Source organism: Roseburia sp. MSJ-14 (genome assembly GCF_018918225.1).
GTDB lineage: Bacteria > Bacillota > Clostridia > Lachnospirales > Lachnospiraceae > Petralouisia.
Genome location: NZ_JAHLQD010000020.1, coordinates 81576 through 100101 on the forward strand (window position 1 = coordinate 81576; position 18526 = coordinate 100101).

16 protein-coding genes are annotated in these 18526 nt (G+C 37.4%); 2 read left to right on the top strand and 14 right to left on the bottom strand.

What is annotated here, in order from left to right:
* The first annotated feature begins 49 nt into the window (after positions 1–49).
* Positions 50–880 carry an AraC family transcriptional regulator gene (locus KQI83_RS08875; RefSeq protein WP_216556779.1) on the top strand — a complete coding sequence of 277 codons (831 nt, stop codon included), beginning with the start codon at positions 50–52 and terminating at the stop codon, positions 878–880.
* Positions 881–912: 32 nt separating this feature from the next.
* Here KQI83_RS08875 and KQI83_RS08880 read toward each other — a convergent pair whose 3' ends face one another.
* Genes KQI83_RS08880 through KQI83_RS08900 form a run of 5 tightly spaced genes read right to left on the bottom strand, consistent with a single transcriptional unit; the run spans position 913 to position 6224 of the window.
* Positions 913–1641, bottom strand: coding sequence for a phosphatase (locus KQI83_RS08880; RefSeq protein WP_216556780.1), 729 nt, complete (start codon positions 1639–1641; stop codon positions 913–915).
* Positions 1638–2678, bottom strand: a complete 1041-nt coding sequence (locus KQI83_RS08885; RefSeq protein WP_216556782.1) for an ABC transporter ATP-binding protein — start codon at positions 2676–2678, stop codon at positions 1638–1640. Before KQI83_RS08885 ends, KQI83_RS08880 begins: the two co-directional genes overlap by 4 nt.
* Positions 2614–4359, bottom strand: coding sequence for an ABC transporter permease (locus KQI83_RS08890; RefSeq protein ID WP_216556784.1), 1746 nt, complete (start codon positions 4357–4359; stop codon positions 2614–2616). The genes KQI83_RS08885 and KQI83_RS08890 overlap by 65 nt, the downstream gene beginning before the upstream one ends.
* Before the next feature lie 15 nt (positions 4360–4374).
* Positions 4375–5448, bottom strand: a complete 1074-nt coding sequence (locus KQI83_RS08895) for an ABC transporter substrate-binding protein (RefSeq protein WP_216556786.1) — start codon at positions 5446–5448, stop codon at positions 4375–4377.
* Entirely contained in the window at positions 5445–6224 is a 780-nt protein-coding gene (locus KQI83_RS08900; RefSeq protein WP_216556788.1) for a sugar phosphate isomerase/epimerase family protein, read from the bottom strand. The genes KQI83_RS08895 and KQI83_RS08900 overlap by 4 nt, the downstream gene beginning before the upstream one ends.
* Positions 6225–6529: 305 nt before the next feature.
* Here KQI83_RS08900 and KQI83_RS08905 point away from each other — a divergent pair, with 305 nt between their 5' ends.
* Positions 6530–7366 carry a MurR/RpiR family transcriptional regulator gene (locus KQI83_RS08905; protein WP_216556790.1) on the top strand — a complete coding sequence of 279 codons (837 nt, stop codon included), beginning with the start codon at positions 6530–6532 and terminating at the stop codon, positions 7364–7366.
* Between the two features lie 38 nt (positions 7367–7404).
* Here the strand turns inward: KQI83_RS08905 and KQI83_RS08910 are convergent, their stop codons facing one another.
* The 9 genes from KQI83_RS08910 to KQI83_RS08950 all read right to left on the bottom strand — a co-directional run bounded on the left by KQI83_RS08910 (position 7405) and on the right by KQI83_RS08950 (position 18451).
* Entirely contained in the window at positions 7405–8019 is a 615-nt protein-coding gene (locus KQI83_RS08910) for a GDSL-type esterase/lipase family protein (RefSeq protein ID WP_216556792.1), read from the bottom strand.
* A gap of 173 nt (positions 8020–8192) precedes the next feature.
* Complete coding sequence (locus KQI83_RS08915; protein WP_216556794.1) at positions 8193–8480, bottom strand: helix-turn-helix domain-containing protein; 288 nt, start codon at positions 8478–8480, stop codon at positions 8193–8195.
* Positions 8473–8835 carry a type II toxin-antitoxin system RelE/ParE family toxin gene (locus KQI83_RS08920; protein WP_216556834.1) on the bottom strand — a complete coding sequence of 121 codons (363 nt, stop codon included), beginning with the start codon at positions 8833–8835 and terminating at the stop codon, positions 8473–8475. The genes KQI83_RS08915 and KQI83_RS08920 overlap by 8 nt, the downstream gene beginning before the upstream one ends.
* A 123-nt stretch (positions 8836–8958) precedes the next feature.
* A complete protein-coding gene (locus KQI83_RS08925) occupies positions 8959–10656 on the bottom strand; it encodes an ABC-ATPase domain-containing protein (protein WP_216556795.1) in 1698 nt (565 codons plus the stop codon).
* A 20-nt stretch (positions 10657–10676) separates the two neighbouring features.
* Positions 10677–11807 carry an aldo/keto reductase gene (locus KQI83_RS08930; RefSeq protein WP_216556797.1) on the bottom strand — a complete coding sequence of 377 codons (1131 nt, stop codon included), beginning with the start codon at positions 11805–11807 and terminating at the stop codon, positions 10677–10679.
* A gap of 35 nt (positions 11808–11842) precedes the next feature.
* Entirely contained in the window at positions 11843–13510 is a 1668-nt protein-coding gene (locus KQI83_RS08935) for an extracellular solute-binding protein (protein WP_216556799.1), read from the bottom strand.
* Positions 13507–15231: a sensor histidine kinase gene (locus tag KQI83_RS08940; protein WP_216556801.1), complete on the bottom strand. Its 1725-nt coding sequence runs from the start codon at positions 15229–15231 to the stop codon at positions 13507–13509. The genes KQI83_RS08935 and KQI83_RS08940 overlap by 4 nt, the downstream gene beginning before the upstream one ends.
* Positions 15185–16753 (bottom strand): response regulator transcription factor, encoded by a 1569-nt coding sequence (locus tag KQI83_RS08945; RefSeq protein WP_216556803.1) that lies wholly within the window; start codon positions 16751–16753, stop codon positions 15185–15187. The genes KQI83_RS08940 and KQI83_RS08945 overlap by 47 nt, the downstream gene beginning before the upstream one ends.
* A gap of 90 nt (positions 16754–16843) precedes the next feature.
* On the bottom strand, positions 16844–18451 hold the full coding sequence (locus tag KQI83_RS08950) for an alpha-amylase family glycosyl hydrolase (RefSeq protein WP_216556805.1): 1608 nt from the start codon (positions 18449–18451) through the stop codon (positions 16844–16846).
* Between the last annotated feature and the right edge of the window lie 75 nt (positions 18452–18526).

Sequence of the window (18526 nt, forward strand, 5' to 3'; positions counted from 1 at the left end):
CACAAAAGCGTCCGGCAAGGGAACTGTTTGTTCTTTCGAAAGGAGCCTTATGGGAAATACAAAATATCATCTTTCTTCCCCTGACGCAGACAGTAGTTCTGCTCGACTTTTATATGTTACTTTTTCTAGATATGAAGAAGACTGGACCAGTTTAAGGCACAGTCATCATTTTTGCGAACTTTTTTATGTGAAAAACGGAAAGGGTGAATTTGTCATTGAAGATGCCACTATTCCTATCCAGAAAGACGACCTTATTTTGGTGAATCCCAATGTAGCCCATACGGAAATTTCATTTCACACAGAACCTTTGGAATATTTGATTCTCGGTGTGGATGGTGTTGTGTTCTCTTTTTCTCAGCAATCCCAATATATGATTCTTCACTGTAAAAATGATACACAAACCTTGCTATTTTACTTTTCTACCCTTTTAAAAGAGATTACAGAAAAGAAACCAGATTATGAACTGGCTTGTCAAAAACTGCTGGAAGTTCTTCTGATACAACTAAGCCGCTATAACAACTTTTCTTATAATCTTGTTCCAACGCAAACCTTACATCATGAATGCAGCAAAGTAAAACACTATATAGATGCTCACTATGCGCAAGACCTCTCTCTGGATGCACTGGCAAAACTTGCGCACTTGAACAAATATTACTTTGTGCACATTTTCACCAATACCTTTGGTATTTCTCCTATTAGCTATCTGCAAAAGAAACGAATTTTAGCCAGTTGCGAATTGCTAACAGATACCGACCACAGTATTGGAGAAATTGCACAGCTTACCGGATTTTCTTCTCAAAGTTACTTTTCCCAATGCTTTTTGAAACAGTGTGGAATGACTGCCGGAGTATATCGGAAAAAACATAAAATAACTCTTTAATCTTTGTAATTGCATATATTATTTTCGGCTTTTTACTGAAGCCATTCCGGTACTCGATTCAGTACTTTTAGTAATCCTTTTTTCTTACGATTGATCACTAACTCCTTTGGGAAATCGCAATACTCCAATATTTTTAAACAACCTTCAAAGCGTCCTACATCGCAAAAAATATGTGCATCACTTCCTAATATAATTGGTACTTCCTTTTTCTTACAATATTCTAATAATACCAAGTCATTTTCCCATGCATTCTGTCGTCCGGAAGCAGGGCCAAAAGAAGAATTATTTAATTCTAATACCACTTCCTGTTCTTTTGCTGCATCCGTCAACCAATCATAATCTAAGGGATAACGGTTGTCATCCGGATGTCCGATAATTTTTATATATGGATTTTTCATTGCTCCGATTAACGCACTGGTATTCTCTTCTTTACTTCCTGACTTAATACAAGGAACATGAAGACTTGCTATTACATAGTGCAATGCCGGATATATTTTTTCTTCCACATCAATGGTTCCCTGATAATCCATAACATTTGCTTCAATTCCTTTTAATATTTTTACGCCCTGAATTTCCTCCGGGATTGCTCTGTAATTGGTAAAAAAGATTGGATTGGTCGTTCCCGGCATACTGATTGCATGGTCTGAGGTTCCCAAAATCTTTAATCCCTTTGTCGCTGCCTCTTCCACATTTTCTTTTAACGTACCATACGCATGTCCACTGGCAACTGTGTGGGTATGCAGGTCAAATAATAATTTCATACTGCTTCTCTTCTTTCTATTACCATTTTTATATTTTGTCCCGGCTCATATTCCTCATTGGCACTTGTGTATACGGTAAAATTATCTTCGCCATACTGCACCGAATAGTGTATTTCCCGACCATTATACTGTTTATTGGTTATTACACCCGGAATACCTTCCCCCTGTGTTACCAGCCTTATTTCTTCCGGTCGTACCGGGTATAATCCTTCCTGATGGAATACGGGGGCAATTTCACCGTCATGGTACCGGATAGGCTCATTTAACACTTGGAAATAGTCTCCATTCCATCTGCCTTTGATTAAATTACATTTGCTGACAAAGGTAGACACAAACCGCGTTGCAGGATGACAATATATCTCTTTGGGTGTTCCTATCTGCTCTATTTTTCCGTCCTTCATAATAATGATTCGATCTGCCATTGCCATCGCTTCACTCTGATCATGAGTTACATATACAATAGTCGCACCTGTCATCTTATGAATATCCTGAATTTCCTTTCGCATACTGATTTTTAATTCTGCATCCAATGCACTCAACGGCTCATCCATAAGAAGCACCGATGGCTTTCCTACAATAGCTCTTGCCAATGCTACTCGCTGTCGTTGTCCACCGGATAATTCCCCCGGCAATCTGTTTTCCAATGCCGTAAGTCCGGTACATTTTAACGCATAGTCCACCATTTTTTCTTTTTCCTGGGCTGAAATATGCCTTTGTCTTTTACTTTTCATGGGAAATTCCACATGTTGACGCACCGTCATATGTGGCCATAAGGCAAAGGATTGAAATACCATGCCCAGATTTCTCTGTTCCACAGGAATCATAGTTTTTGCATCGGAACAGACGACACCATCCATTCGAATTGTTCCGCTTGTAGGCTGAATAAATCCACCGATTGTACGAAGCAATGTGGTTTTTCCGCAACCGGAAGGTCCTAAAATTGCAATAAATTCTGAATCCTTAATGGAAACATTAATATGATCCAATGCTAATGTTTGATTGAACTTTTTGGTTACATTTTCTATTGAAAGACTCATATACACGTTCCTCTACTTTTTTATATTCACTATTTTTATGATTGATAAGAAAATATCCTGTTAGCACTAATACTACAATTACCACTGACATAGCTGCTGCAAGATTATAATCTCCTGCCTGCTGAAAATTAAAGATCATTAAACCAATGGTTTTTGTTCCTGCTGCTGCAAGCATAGATGACAGCGTCAGTTCTGTTAATGCTGAAACAAATATCATAAAGGTACTAGACAACACAGGTCGAATTAATAAGGGAATCAATATTTTCCCCCACACTGCAAAAACACTTCTTCCGGATGCTGCCGCAGCTTCCTCTAATGCAGGATGAATGGACAACATTGCCGTTGCACTTCCCTTTATTTGTAAAATTAAATAGCGGGTTACATAGGCTATCATTAAAATACTAATGGTTCCATAAATTCCCGGGCGAATCCCCGGCAGTGGCTCTACCCAATGAAAAATCATAGATAATGCCAGTACAATTCCCGGAATGGCATAAGTAAGAGATGCACTCTTTTCTACCAAAGTAATCATTCTTCCCGGATGGCGTACTTTCTGATAAGCAATAGCCGTTCCTATGACAATGCAGATTATGCAACAACCACAGGCAAGCATCAAACTGTTTCGTATCGCATCTAATACACCTTTATTCTGAAAGATTGCAGTGAAATTATCTGTGGTAAATTGGTCTAAGGTCATTTTTACGCCGTAATTTTTTTGAAATGCGCTGGTAAACATGGAAATCAACGGCACAATATTAATGATACACAAAAAGAGAATTACACCGTATTGTAAAACTTTTCGTTTTCCTGAACTTAACGGAATACGCACAGAATAATCTTCCTTAATACTTTCCATTCCAGAACTCTTTTTTCCAAATATTCCTTCTACCAACGTTCCCGCTACTGCAATTACCGATAAAATCACTGACAATGTAGCCGCTAAAGAAAAGCTATTTGGTCCAAAACTAATAGACTTTTCATAGATGTAAGTACTTAACACCGGAATTCCCGAAGAAATTCCTAAAAATGCCGGAACTGCAAAGTTATCAACCGCTGCTAAAAACGCCAGAATACTTCCACTGATAATTGCCGGCATTGCCTGAACTAAATTGATTTTAAGCATTGCCTGTCCGATTCCATAACCACAAGTCCGCGCTGCCCATTCCATATCTGTTGGTATTTTACGCAACATATGAATTACATTCATATATACAATAGGTACATTACAAAATCCCAAAACTAAAATAATACCTGCTATGGAATAGACGTTAATCTTCCCAAGTCCCATAGCTGAAAGTGTCTGGTTAATCATTCCTTTTTGGCTAAAAAGACTGCTCCAGGAAAGAGTGATAATGTAGGATGGAATAATAAATGGAAGTAACACCAGTAATTCCAGTAACCTTTTTCTGCGCACATTGGTATATGCAATAATAAATGCAAATGCGCTGCCTAATATTGCTGCAATGGCAGTTGATCCTACTGCAATCACAATGGTATTTAAAATTGCTTTTCTGGTTCTATCTTCTTGCAGGAGAAGGGCATAGTTCCACAGACTATACCCTTCCTCTGACTTTAGACTCATGAGAAACAACCGCACAATAGGCGCAATAAATACCAGTATGATTAACAAATAACATAAACTGTGAATCGCGTACTTTTTTCCTTTTTTTAACGTTTCCATGTGTCTCTCCTGCTTTTACTGGAACAAGGAGCTAAACTGCTCTTTATCTGTTTCTCTTGCTTTATATAACTCAGAAATATCATATGTCATAGTCTTTAACTCACTGATACTCTTTAATCCTTCCGGTGCCTTAACGCCTTCTTTTATTGGAGTGTAACCGATAGATGCTGCTAATTCCTGTCCTTTATCTGATAAAACATAATCTACAAATGCCTTTGCTAATTCTTCATTTTTAGTATCTTTTAAAATTCCAATTGGCTCTGTTACACATGGAGAACCTTCTTCCGGATATACAAATTCTACCGGTGCACCTTCCTGTTTTGAACGAACTGCCATATAATCAACAATTACACCTGCTGCTTTTTCACCTGCTACAACTGACTTTTGAATTGCACCGTTTCCTTTATCAACAGTAACTCCGTTTTCTTTTAATGCTTCATAATAATCCCATCCTAATGCATCATTTCTGGTCATTACTCCAAGATTATATGCTGCTGCACCTGAGTACAATGGACTTGGCATAATGGTATTGTCCTTAAAAGTATCCTTTGCCAGATCTGCAAATCCTTTTGGTGCCTCTGATACCATATCGGTGTTATAGATAATACCGGTAGAAATTACTTTTGTTCCTGTATACATGTGATCTTTATCAATAAATTCTTCCGGAACTCCTTTTAGTTCCGGAGACTCATAACTCATCATTAAATCCTGTTCTTTTAAAGATTCAAATGTAACGCTGTCAGCAACTAACAATACATCTGCCAATACGGAATCTGCCTGTTTTTCTGCCAATACTTTACTTACAACTTCTTCTGTTCCGGAACGAAATACCTCAACTTCAATATTCGGACATTCTTCATGGAAGCCATCAATCAATTTCTGTGCATCTTCTTCTGGCTGTGAAGTATAAAGAGTAATCGTTCCTTTTAAATCTTCCTTTTTTACTTCCGGTGCCTGGGAAGTGGTATTTTCTGCTGTATTTTCTGTCTTATCTGCCTGATTTGTGTCTGTCTTACTATTTCCGCAACCTGCCAAACTTGCTGCTACCAGCACTACCGCTACTGCTTTTGCCAATAAACTTTTTTTCATTTTTTTCCTCCATAATTCTTTAAAAAATTAACATTTTTCCTGGCTACTGAAAATTCTTTGCTTGAATCAAATCCTTCTACTACAAATGGGAGCTGATATTTCTCTAATATAGGAAGAATTTCTGTAAAATCATAATCCCCCTCCGGCAACGGAGTATGAAGATGTTTTCCCTGCCGATTACTAATGTGGAACTTTGAAAAATGCTTTCCCTCTTCTAACGCTGTGAAAATTTCCTTTTTTCCTTCACAGTGGGCAATGTCTAACGTATAACAAAATTCATCTTCCATTTCCTGTGTGATTTTCTTCATAGCACCTACTGAAGTGGCATATTCTTTTGGAATTTCTTCCATGATTTCCAGCGAAATATCTATATTTTTTCGTTTCGCGTACTCCAGTATTTCCTGTAATGACTGATGCATTCGCGGATAATATTCCTCCATATTTCCGGCAACTGTTGCATGTCCCGGATGAACGGTAACTTCATCGGCATTTAATTCCACTGCCAGGTCAATGGACTTTTCAATTTCTCCAACGGATGCCTTGCGAATACCTTCATTCAAAGATGATGGATTCAAATCCCAACTACAGCTATGAACTACTGTTTTTACTGGGTAAAGTGCTGACAACCTTTGATATTCTTCTATGGAATATCCTCTTTCAAACCAATGTTGTGCCCACATTTCCACTCCATCCAGCCCATTGCTGTAAATAAAGGAAAATATTTTTTCCAATGAAGCATTCCACAGCAAAGTGGAACCTAAGTAAATCTCTGACATATGAATCCTCCTCGTCTGTTTCAGTCATGAGTTGATAATAGAGTTCTTTTGTAAAATGTAATGATATACTTTTGTAAATTTTGAGTAAATTTATTTCATTTTTATTGTTTTGCAATTTTTATTGCAATTTTGAGATATTTTGTTAGAATAAAGGTAACTATTCAAAACCACCTAAAATAAGAAAAATTGATATGTCATGCTTGCATTTAAATATCAGTTTTTCTTATTGGTAAGGTGGCTCCAATAGAGTCACCGCCCCATAAATGAGCAAAATTATAAAAATTTCTACCTGGAGGTTTCAAGAAATGCTTGAAAAATTATATGAGGAACATAAAGATTCTTTTTCTAAATCAGATTACAAAATTATGGATCATTTGATGAAAAATCAAAGAAACCTTCCCTATCTTACCACAGAAAGCCTTGTAGACTCTCTGGGCCTAAGCAGCTCTACGGTATCTCGCTTTTGGGAAAAAATTGGATTTCAAAATATGAAAGACTTTAAAGATTTTGTACGTCTTGCCGAGCAGTCCTCCCCTTCTGCCAGAACTTCATTTGCTTTAAAACGTTGGCAAGCCGAGGAAAGCCATCTAAAGAATATAAAAAGTCAGTACGAAGACCATATCATGCACACACTGGATAAGTTAGAACCGGAGGTACTTCACCAGGCAGTACATACTATTTTTACGGCAAAGCACCTTTATTTCTTCGCTACCGATGCCGCCATTGGTCTTGCAGATATTTTAACTTATCGCTGTCGCCGCCTTGGGCTTACCTTTACTCCCATTGCCACCGGTTCCGGTATCTATGAAACCATGACCAACCTTGGCAGTCGTGACCTGGTGATTATGTTCAGCTATTCCCGCCTGTTATCCGAAGTGCAAATTTTACTCCGGCATGCCAAAAAGGTTCACTATAAGACCATTTTGTTTACAGACCTTCTTGCTTCTCCGGAAATTACCCGTGCGGATATACTTCTTTACAGTTATCGGGGCGAACCAAATGAATATCATTCCATGGTCGCCCCGATGACGGTTGTTGATTTATTGATTATGAAATTGACAGAGGAATGCCCGGATGCAGTAAAACGTGCGGAATACTTAGAACAGCTCCGGGAAAACTATTCAAACTTTATCAAGCGTTAAATCAAGATTTCCTACTTATTGACGATTTGATGAGATTTTTACGCTATTCTTTGTAAAACTGCCTCTGCTAACTGTCTGTGTCCGTTCTCGTCTAAATGCTCACGGTCTGCGCCACTTGCCTTGGCGTAGTCGGATGCAGCTAAAAAGGCACAACCGTTGCGCTTTGCCACCTGCTCATAAACTGCCTTTAAGCCCTTTGAGGTTTCAACGGATTCCTGATTAAATTCCGGGTCATATCCTTCTTCTCCCACACCTTCTCCCAGCAAAATAGGAGATACCAAAAGAATCTCTATATTTTTATCCGCCGCCTGTATCTGGTGCACCAGCTTTTCTACACCCTTTCCGATTACTTCCGCAGATGCCTGATAAATTGTCTTGCAATCATTGGTTCCAAGCATAAGAACTACCTTTTCCAATGGTTGGTGAGATTCTAAAATCATAGGAAGTACCGCCACACCTCTTCGATTGTCCCGTAGTTCATCTTCAAAGACCGTTGTTCTTCCACAAAGACCTTCCTCCACTACCTGAAAACCTTTTTCCCTTATCCCTTCTGCTAAAATTCCAGTCCAACGCACTTCCCAAGGATAGCGGTCCTTCGTTCCCGGAATCAATCCATAGGTATTTGAATCTCCAAAGCATAATATCTGTTTCATCTGCATCCTCCTGTCTTTTTCCTATATTTCATACTTGTTAACTAGGTTATATATGGATTATATGCAGAAAACAGTATTCTGTCAAGAGGATTTTTACTTTTAATGCATCTTTTATTATTTCAAAAAGCTGCCACTGAGATTTTTTTCTCATTGACAGCCTCTTTTTAACCCTTTTAAACTTTTGCTTTTGGTACAAACTCAATTTTCAAAACCATATCCATTCCATCAGCAAGACGTTTTAATAATTTCAATGATGGATTCCTGGTTCCATTTTCTAACTTGCTAATATCCGCCTGATTAATTCCTGTCCTTTGGGCAAGCTCCTTTTGCGTAAGGTTCCGCGAAATTCTGGCATCCACAATTGCCCGAATAACATCCATTTCCGGCTGAATATCATTCCATTCTTTCTGAAACTCTTCGTCTTGTAACTGTTCATTTAAAAATTCTCTAAATTCACTCATGATGTTCCATCCTTTCTAAGAAATGATTTCGATATGTCTTTGCCAATTTTATTTCTTGTTTTGGGTTTTTTTGGGTTTTCTTAATAAATCCATTTGTAATAACTATTCTTTTCTCAAAATAGAAAAAATATAATACTCTTGATATATTATTTCCAACTTTTACCCTTATTTCAAAAATTCCATCTTCTAAATATTTACTATATGGCTCTCTAAGATAGTTTCCCTTTTCTTCTAGTATATCGATTATTCCCAACATTCTAGCTCGCATTTTCTTATCAAGGCTTAAAATAAATTCTTTTGCAGGTTTTTCTCCATTATCTTTTGTATAAAACTCTACATCAAATCTATTTTTTATCTTTCTTCCTCCCTTCTACTTTAATCACATTATATGGTATATATGCCATACTGTCAACTTACAAAAATGACCTTTTTATTATTTTCTCTCTCGTATCAAATGTTTTTTATAAGGTATTTTTCCTTACCCTCTCCATCGATTCAAACATGCAAATACTTCCTGTTTTCTAGGCATTGCAAGTCCTGACGGTAAATAATTTCCATCACAAATTCCGGCCAATCCTCGTTGCGCCAATATCTGTTCTAACTTCCCTAAGATTTCCTGAAGTGTTTTTTCTCCCTTTCCCATATTTGCTGCTACATATTTTAAAATATACCCCAGCGCCGTTACCTGCTCCACATCTGCAATCTGCTCTAAATAACGTAAATCCACAGTTTCATGGTTTAAGGAAAATCCATCCTTTCCCTGAACTTTCACCTTTATCCGGTCATCACCACGTTTTCCTTTTACATAGAATTTCAATTTTCGTTCAAAGGATGGTCGTTCACTTTTCGGTACTTTTTCCACAGGAATGGGAAAACTCTCTGCCTCTTGTTTGGCAAAGTCGGTAATATCCCGTGGAATATATTGCTCCATCTGCAAAATTACATCCGCTTTATGAAAATAAGAGCCGGAACTTCCTGCTACCAATATAGTAGAAATACCATAGTGTTTATACAACTCCTCAATTCGGTCTATAAACGGTGTAATCGGCTCTGCATCCCTGCTTACCACACGCTGCATCAGCTCATCTCGTATCATAAAGTTAGTTGCACTGGTATCTTCATCAATTAAAAATACTTTCGTTTCTGCCTCCATTGCCTCTATTACATTTGCTGCCTGGGAGGTGCTTCCGCTGGCATCTTCCGTGGAAAAATGTTTTGTATTCTTCCCGTTTGGCAAATGGTTAATAAACATAGACACATCTGTATTTTTAATACTTCTGCCGTCCTCTGCCCGAATTTTCATTGCAGAACTATCCGTAATGACATACTCTCGACCATCTCCGGCAATGTGATTATAAACACCCATTTCCAAAGCTTTTAACAAGGTAGATTTTCCGTGATAACCGCCACCCACAATTAATGTGATCCCATTTGGTATTCCCATTCCTGTTAATGTTCCATAATAAGGCAATTCTAAGCTTACTCTTAATGACTCTGGTGACCGGAATTTTATCGCACCTTTCATAGGCTTTTGAGAAATCCCTGACTCTCTTGGTAAAACACTACCATCTGCCACAAAGGCACACAGATTGCGTTTTTTTAATTCTTCTCGAATATACTGCTGGTCTTGTGACAATTCCATAACCTGCTGCACTTGTTTTTTATTCAATGACTTATAATATAGGGACTTTCTTACGCACTCCGGTAAAAAATCAAATATTATTTTCTCCAGTTCTCTTGCATTAATGGTTCTTCCGTTTGCAGGAAACCCAATTTCCAGTCGCAGCAAAATGTCACCGTTTTCTTCTTGTATACTGCATGCACTGCGTTCTAAAATTTCCTGTCCCGGACGACTTACCGACATTAAGCCACTCTTTCCCGAACCCTTCGCCTGAAATGCAAAGCCCGCTACTTCCTTCCCAAACTGCCGCAATAAGTAATCCTGCAATGCAATTCTTTTATGCTCCTTATCATATAATTCCTTTGCAAAACCTGCCTGTGCTCCTTTCACCTGTACGCTCACTTTAGAAGGTGCCGCAAATGGGTCCCCTTGTACATGGTCTATACTTAACACATAACCCGGGAACTGGTATTGTCCCCGGGTTTCTTTATAGGCAGGATATCCTTTACGGTCAATTTTCTTCAATAATTCCCTTAATTCTATCGCCTGTTTCATTGCTTTTGCTCCTGCTTTTCTTATTTTCTTTTTGCTTCTTCCAAGTCTTTTTGCACCTGTTCCAAATTTTCACGAATGGAAAGGTGCTGTGGACAGACATTTTCACACTTTCCACACTTTATACAGTTGACTGGTCTTTCTTTTTCCTCCATCTCTTCCCAAGAATACTTTATAACTCCATATCTTTGGTAAATATGATACTGATTCCAGATTCGGAAGTTTTTCGGAATATTCACACCTGCCGGACATGGCATACAGTAAGCACATCCGGTACAACCATTTTTCACCCTGCTGCGTAGTGTTTTCACCACTTCATTAATGGTACTTTCCTCTTTTTCATTTAACGGCTTAAAATGTGTGAAGGTATTCAGGTTATCCTGTGCCTGTTCTTCTGTAGACATTCCACTCAACACTACTTTTACATTTGGGTGACTTGCTACCCAGCGCAATGCATAAGAAGCAACCGACTTATCCGCATCTAGTTTATGAAACATCTCTTCGATGTCTTCGGAAAAACCTGCCAGACTTCCGCCACGAACCGGCTCCATAATTACAAGCGGTACTCCTAACTTTTCCGTCAATGCATACCCCTTGTCTCCTGCCTGTTCTTCTGTATCCATGTAATTATACTGTATTTGACAAAAATCCCAGTCTCTGCTTGTTAAAATTTCCTCAAACACTTCATAGTCATCATGAAAAGAAAATCCCAGGTATTTAATTTTTCCTTCCCTCTGTAACTTCTCACAATGTTCTATTACATTTAGCTCTTTCACTTTTTCCCAACGTTCTTTGTCCAAGGCATGAATCAGATAAAAATCTACATAATCTTTTTGTAGTCGCTCTAACTGTTCCTGAAAGATTCTTTCTGTATCTTCTTCCTTTTCCAGTAGCCAGGTTGGCAATTTGGTTGCCAGGTAATAAGTATCTCTGTCATACTTATTTAATACTCGTCCTACAAATGGTTCGCTTGCCTTTTCATGATATGGATATGCAGTATCAAAGTAATTTACCCCTGCCTGATATGCCATATCCAACATTTTTTCTGCTCTTGGCTCATCAATTTTACCTTCTGGGGTTGTAGGAAAACGCATACATCCAAATCCCAGCAAACTTGCAGTTACACCAAGTTTTTTCATTTCTCGCTTTTCCATACTATTCTCTCCTTTTCTATCCTTACTTATCGTTATTACATTCCGGCATTTACTTCTTGTAATATCTTTTCTCCACCAGTCTGATACCATTGCTCCACAAAAGTATCAAAATAATCAATTGGTTTTTCACCTGTAATAATTTCTAAATAGGTCTGTTTTTGCATTTCCTTTAATTTCCACCACATAGAACGCATGGTATCTGTTTCTGCAAAAAAATAGGTCTTTACTTCTTCTGTCTGGGCTCCCGCTAATACTTCACACGCTGTAATTCGTGAGGTATATGCGGCCCACTGATCCGGCGTAGCCGTTTCCGGATTGTCTATATATTTTAAACAGTGTTGGTAATAGGACTGTTCTAACAACTCCATACTGTCTACATCCCTCTCCCCTGATAATGCAGAAGTCAGCTCATTGTAACAACGATTCAATGCATCACTGTAATCTACATTGATATAAACAGGTCGTGCTGTGGGATCCACATTCCATTGATAATAATGGATAAAATCTTCGTTATTAATATCCGTATAACGAACATAATCAAACAGCACACTAATTGTTTTCATAATTACTTCCGGATGTTCATATCCCTTTCGCACCACTACATACTGAGTACTTGCGTTTTGCTGTGCATATCTTGTCTTTCCATCCTCTGTATTAGACAATAGATATGGTTTCCACTCTGCATCCGGATTTTCCTGCATTGCTTCCATCAATGGATTATTTGGTGCCCACCAGGGTCCGAAAAATGCTCCACACTTTCCTTCAATAATCGTATCTGCAATATTATCATTAGTACGCATTAAGAACTGCTTATCTAAAATACCACGCTCATACCATTCTCTTGCTTTGGCAAGTGCCTCCTTTGTCTGCGGCTGCACACCACCATAATAAAGCTTTCCATCCCCATCCTTCATCCACTGTTGCGGATACGAATCATACTTAGCAAATAAAATATCCAGGTGATATTCATAGTTATATCCCATCTCACCACAAATGTCATTTTCACATGCCAGTCCAATGGTATTTCCTGCTCCATTTCCACCAGGGTCTTGCGTTACAAACTGTTCAATAATATTTTCTGCATCCTCTAATGTTTGTGGTTCTGCTAATCCCAGCTTGTCCATCCAGTCCTTTCGTAGCCACAATAACTGTGGACCATCAGAAATATTGGTTTCCGGCAATGCCATGAGCTTTCCATCAAATGTCACATTTCCCAAAACACTCTCATCATAGCTGGCATAAATATCTTTAATACGTTCACTGGCACAATTTTGATAGGCATCTGTCAAATCTTCTATCATGTCATTTTCCACCAAGGTCTGCAAGTTATCTAATCCCTGAACTAACATCACATCCGGAAGATTATTTTCTGCAATTGCCATATTTACAATATCGTAATAAGAAACACTGGTTTCTTCAAATACATCCACATTTTGTATATTAAGCATATCCTTCAGATATCTGGTGTAAACGTTATTTTCATAGGTATCTCCCTCCGGAAGATTAGAATTATTAGTACTTGTCATCTTTCCAAGGGTATAGGTCACTTCCTTAGGATATTTTCCGAAGGGGGTAGTGCTGGCCACTTCATATTCTTCTGCCAGATTTTGCTCTTCTTTTCCCTGCTGTTCTTCTTTTGCAGAAAAAGTACATCCTGTCATCAATGCAGCTACTAAAAGCACACTAATTACTTTCTTTTTCACGGATTCAGTCCTCCTTTTCTGATTACAATTGGAAGCTTTACCGTAATTGTAGTTCCCTCTCCCACTTTACTTTTTATATCAAGACCATACTCCTGTCCGTATATTAACTTTATTCTTTCATTTACATTTCGGACACCGTATCCCTTTGATTTTTGCGTTATAATTGTCTTAGCTACCTCTTCTTCCATGCCCACTCCATTATCTTCTACAGAAAGGTACATGGTTTCCCCTTCACTCCAGCCGCGAATGATAATCTTTCCTCTGCCTTCTGTTTTCAAGTCCACACCATGGTCAATGGCATTTTCAATTAATGGCTGTAAAATCAGGTTTGGTGTATCATAGTAATACATCCGCTCATCAATATCCATCTCCACATCAAACTCATAATCATGCATCATCAACTGAATATCCAGATAAGACTTTACATTACTAATCTCATCCTCTAATGGCAACACATTATTTCCTTTATTCAACGCAGTTCGATAAAATTTTGATAAGGCTAATGTAATTTTACTAATATCCTTTTCGTTTGCTTCAATTGCCTTCCAGTTAATTAAAGACAGACTATTATATAAAAAGTGAGGATTAATCTGAGCCTGAAGTGCCTTCATTTCATATTCTTTCAACGAAATTTTTCCCTCGTACACTTCTTCTATCAAGGTCTTTATCCGCTCTACCATATCTCCAAAACCTTGTATTAATTCTCCGATTTCATCCTGTGAATCACTTACTACCGTTACCTCCAGGTTTCCTCTTTTTACATCCTTCATATTCTGAGTTAACTTTTCGATATTTTTTACAATGATTCTGGTAAGCTGTGTCAATAGCATAATTGCTGCAATAATACTGATTACATAAATCAATACCATTGTCTTCATCATTGGACGAATGGTCGTCTCAATCTGAGAAGTTGGACGATATAATCCTGCATGAAGTCCGATTTCCTCTTTGGAATCACAATCTACAAAAATAAATTCCGAGTCATTCGCCGTCTTTAGCGAAGTAATATTTTTCTCGCTAAAATCCATTTCATCATATGGTTTCTTAAACACATTATAATCAAAAATCATTTTGTCATTTTTCTGCACATATACGCCATAGTTCTCATCCAACATCTGGGTAAAAGGCTCAAACAACTTATCATAATCTACTTCAATATAAATAACTCCGGATTCTCCCTGCAACTGTGGCATATTCCTTACACAAAATACCTTCTTTTGGGACTTATCCATCACCCACAGTATTTTATTATTGTTGGCAGCAAGCTGTGCAAACCAGGGCTCTTTTTCTATATCTGTAATGGGCGCAAGTGTAGTATCATGTCTTTCAATATCATTTCTTGCATAAATAGTAACCTGCTTAATGTCATTATGTAAATATTTTAAAGATGTTACCATGGGGTCAAATACTGTAGAAAACTGATTATACATCTCATAATAATTATCTTCATAGGGATATGACACCGTTTGCAAAATCGCCTGATTAAATGCCAGATAATCCGACATGTTCTCGTAAATTGTCAATTGATTATTTACTACTCCCATTGCCTGATTCAAACTATTTTGCAGATTTTTTACTTCTCGTTCTACTAATAGCTGATTCACAAAATGATAGCAGTATATACCTACAATCAACATTGGTAACAACCCTGCTGCTAAATAGATAAGATATAACTTATTTCGTAATTTCAGATCCTTGATCCAACGATATATCTTCTTCATTTACTTCCCCCTGGCTCCTATACTTTTGAGGACTGATTCCAAAATACTCACGGAAACTCTGACAAAAATAAGATACATTGGGATACCCTACAGCATAACTAATATTCACAATCTTGTTGTGTGTATTCTCTAACATCTCTCTTGCCTTTTCCATGCGATAAGTTTTAATAAACTTACTGATATTTTGTCCTGTTTCTTTTTTAAACACATGGCTTAAATAACTTGGTGCCATATATACACTTTGTGCCAATGCATCTACACTGAGTTCTTCACTATAATGCTCATAAATGTACTGTTTTACCGTTTCGATTTCTCGATGCAATACAGATGGACTGCTTCCAAAACTCTTTTCCAAACGGTCAATATTATTATTTACAGTATCCATAATTGTTTTGAAATCTGTTACACTATATAACTGTGTAATTTCTTCATTTAACTGTGTCTCATCTATCTTTGGCATACTACTGTAAATATCTTTTAACAGATTAGAAAACACAAACTTAATATATATCTGAGAAAAATCCGTCTTATTGCGATACTTGTCACATAATCGTCCAAAATGCTCCCGCAATCCGGCAATATCCTTCATACGGATGTCTTGTTTCATCTGCTTCATCAACGTATCATCATTGGTGTGTTCAGCCTCTTCTCCTGTCATATCAGTATTCTCTGAAACATAGATTTTACGCTCCGGCTGATAAAAACGACCTTCCATCAGCATTTCTGCTTCATTATATGCTTTTTCCAAATCCACAGATTCTGCAATATCATTTACAATTGCAATAAAACAATCTTCCTGATAGGTTTCTTTGATATAATTAATTACTGACTGTGCCATATTTTTCACGTCACTGACATCGTCATATTTCAACAATAATACAGACTGCTGAGGATTTAAATTCAAATACAAACTATCCTCACCGGCAACCTGCAAAATCTCATCTTTAAACTCTACTCCTGCTTTATTGAAAAAGTCTCCCATAAACTCTAACAATAATAAACATTTGATTTCTTCAAATTCCTGAATATCTACTAACTCACCAGACTCTTTCTTTACATCTTCTATAGATTTTCCATTTAAAAGTCCATATAATGCATGTTCCTTTACATAGCTTAATCCCTTTTCTGTAATTTTTTTCGTTCTCTGGCGACTTTCCATTTGAGAAATAATTTTCTTAATTAATTTTTCAAACGCTTCCGGCTCTACCGGTTTTAGCATATAATCAACCACCCGAAAAGATAATGCTTTTCTGGCATATTCAAATTCACCATATCCACTGAAAATTACCGTTTTCATTTCTGAATCTACTTTTACCGCCTCTTCAATTAGCTGAAGTCCATCCATAAACGGCATTTTTACGTCTGTCAGCATAATATCAAATCGCTTTTGTTTTAATCGTTCCAATGCATCCCGGCCATTTGCTGCTTCTTCTATATCCAACTCTACATCAATTTGTTTTAAAAGGAACTGAATTCCTCTTCTTTCAATTTTTTCATCATCAACAATTAAGATATGATACATAATGATATCACCTTTCCGTCATTTATACACGACTTATTGGCGGTGCTACAAAGCGCCGCCACAAGAACAGATAATATCATTATAATTGCTTTATTTCAAAAAGACAATAGAATATGCGGGCATTTTTATTTCTTCTTTTGTGGATGTAATTTCACTTCCATCCACAGTAAGGTAGTTACAAACAGACATTTTCTCCATGCCTATATCCTTTAAAGATATTTTGACCTCTTTTTCCGAAGAATTACAAATAATTCCAATCGTATCATCTTTCCAGGTTTTAGTCATGGCTGATACATTCTTCTGTTTGATATCTTTTACTGCCTGTATGGTTCCTCTTGCAATTTCCGGATAAGTATTTCGAATCCGAATTGCCTTTTTATAATAATTATAAATAGAATTTTCATCTTCTATTTGCTTATCCACCGGTTCAAATTTCTGTTTTACTTCATCTGCCCCCACCGGATCATTGGCAATACCTGTCTTATCATCATCAGACCAGTACATAGCAAGTCTCTTATTTTCATCCTTTTTACCACTGCTTGCCATTCCGATTTCTTCTCCATAATATACAAACGGGCTACCACTTTCTGTCATTAATAATCCTGCTGCATATTTCATTTGATTTTCATTGTATGCATACTGTGCTCCCACTCTGGCAGTATCGTGATTACTTAAAAACGGTGCATCTATATATGCTGGATTTTGTGCACGATATTTACTGTCAAACGCTTCTAATGCTTCTGTAAAGCTCTTATCGTCTGCAACTCCACGCACAGTTTTTGCGATTCTTCCATCACTCTGAGACATTGGAAAATCAAACAAACTTGTAATTCCACTGGCATAATATTTGGCAATGGTGTCTGACTTTTCCCACACTTCCGCTACCACATAAGCATCTTTATCCACACTTTTCACATAATTTGTAAACCAGGACAGTACTTCTACATTTCTGTCTACTTCACCGGAATAATATTCCTTTGCTGCATCCAAGCGGAATCCATCCACTCCCTTATCCAGCCAAAATGTTGCTATATTTTCAATTTCATTTCTTACATCTTCATTTCCAAGGTTCAAATCCGGCATCTGATCCCAGAATACACACTCATAATACCATTCACTATTTCCAACCTGATGCCAGGTATTTACTCCGCCTTTATCTTTTGCAAAATTATAATAATTTACATACTTACATTGTGATGTATCCGGTTCTGCTCCTTCCGGCAGACTTTTCAAGTAATCACATGCCTCTGTAAACCACGGATGTGATGCAGATGTATGATTAAATACCATATCAATAATTAATTTTATTCCTCTTTTATGACATTCCTCAATCAACTGTTCCATATCTTCCATAGTTCCATAACTTTTATCAATATCATAATAATCTTTTACATCATACTTATGATAGGAATCGGAAGGCATAATCGGCATAAGCCATATTCCATTAAAGCCTAAATCTGTATCTGTTTTGTCATCCCCATCATTAATATAATCTAACTTTTGAATGACTCCTTGCAGGTCGCCTGTTCCATTACCGTCACTGTCATAAAAGGAACCTACAAATATTTCGTAATAATTGCGATAATTATCATCTACAATATTTAATGCTTCTACATTTTTTTCCTTTGAACAAGCAGTAAGGAAACTCCCCGCTACCAGACAAATGGTCAAAATCAATGCCTGTACTTTTCTTTTCATATACTTCTCCTGTCTTAAACAAAATGGGAGAGACTTTTCCGCCTCTCCCTTGATATTCTCTCCGTCTCTGCGGAT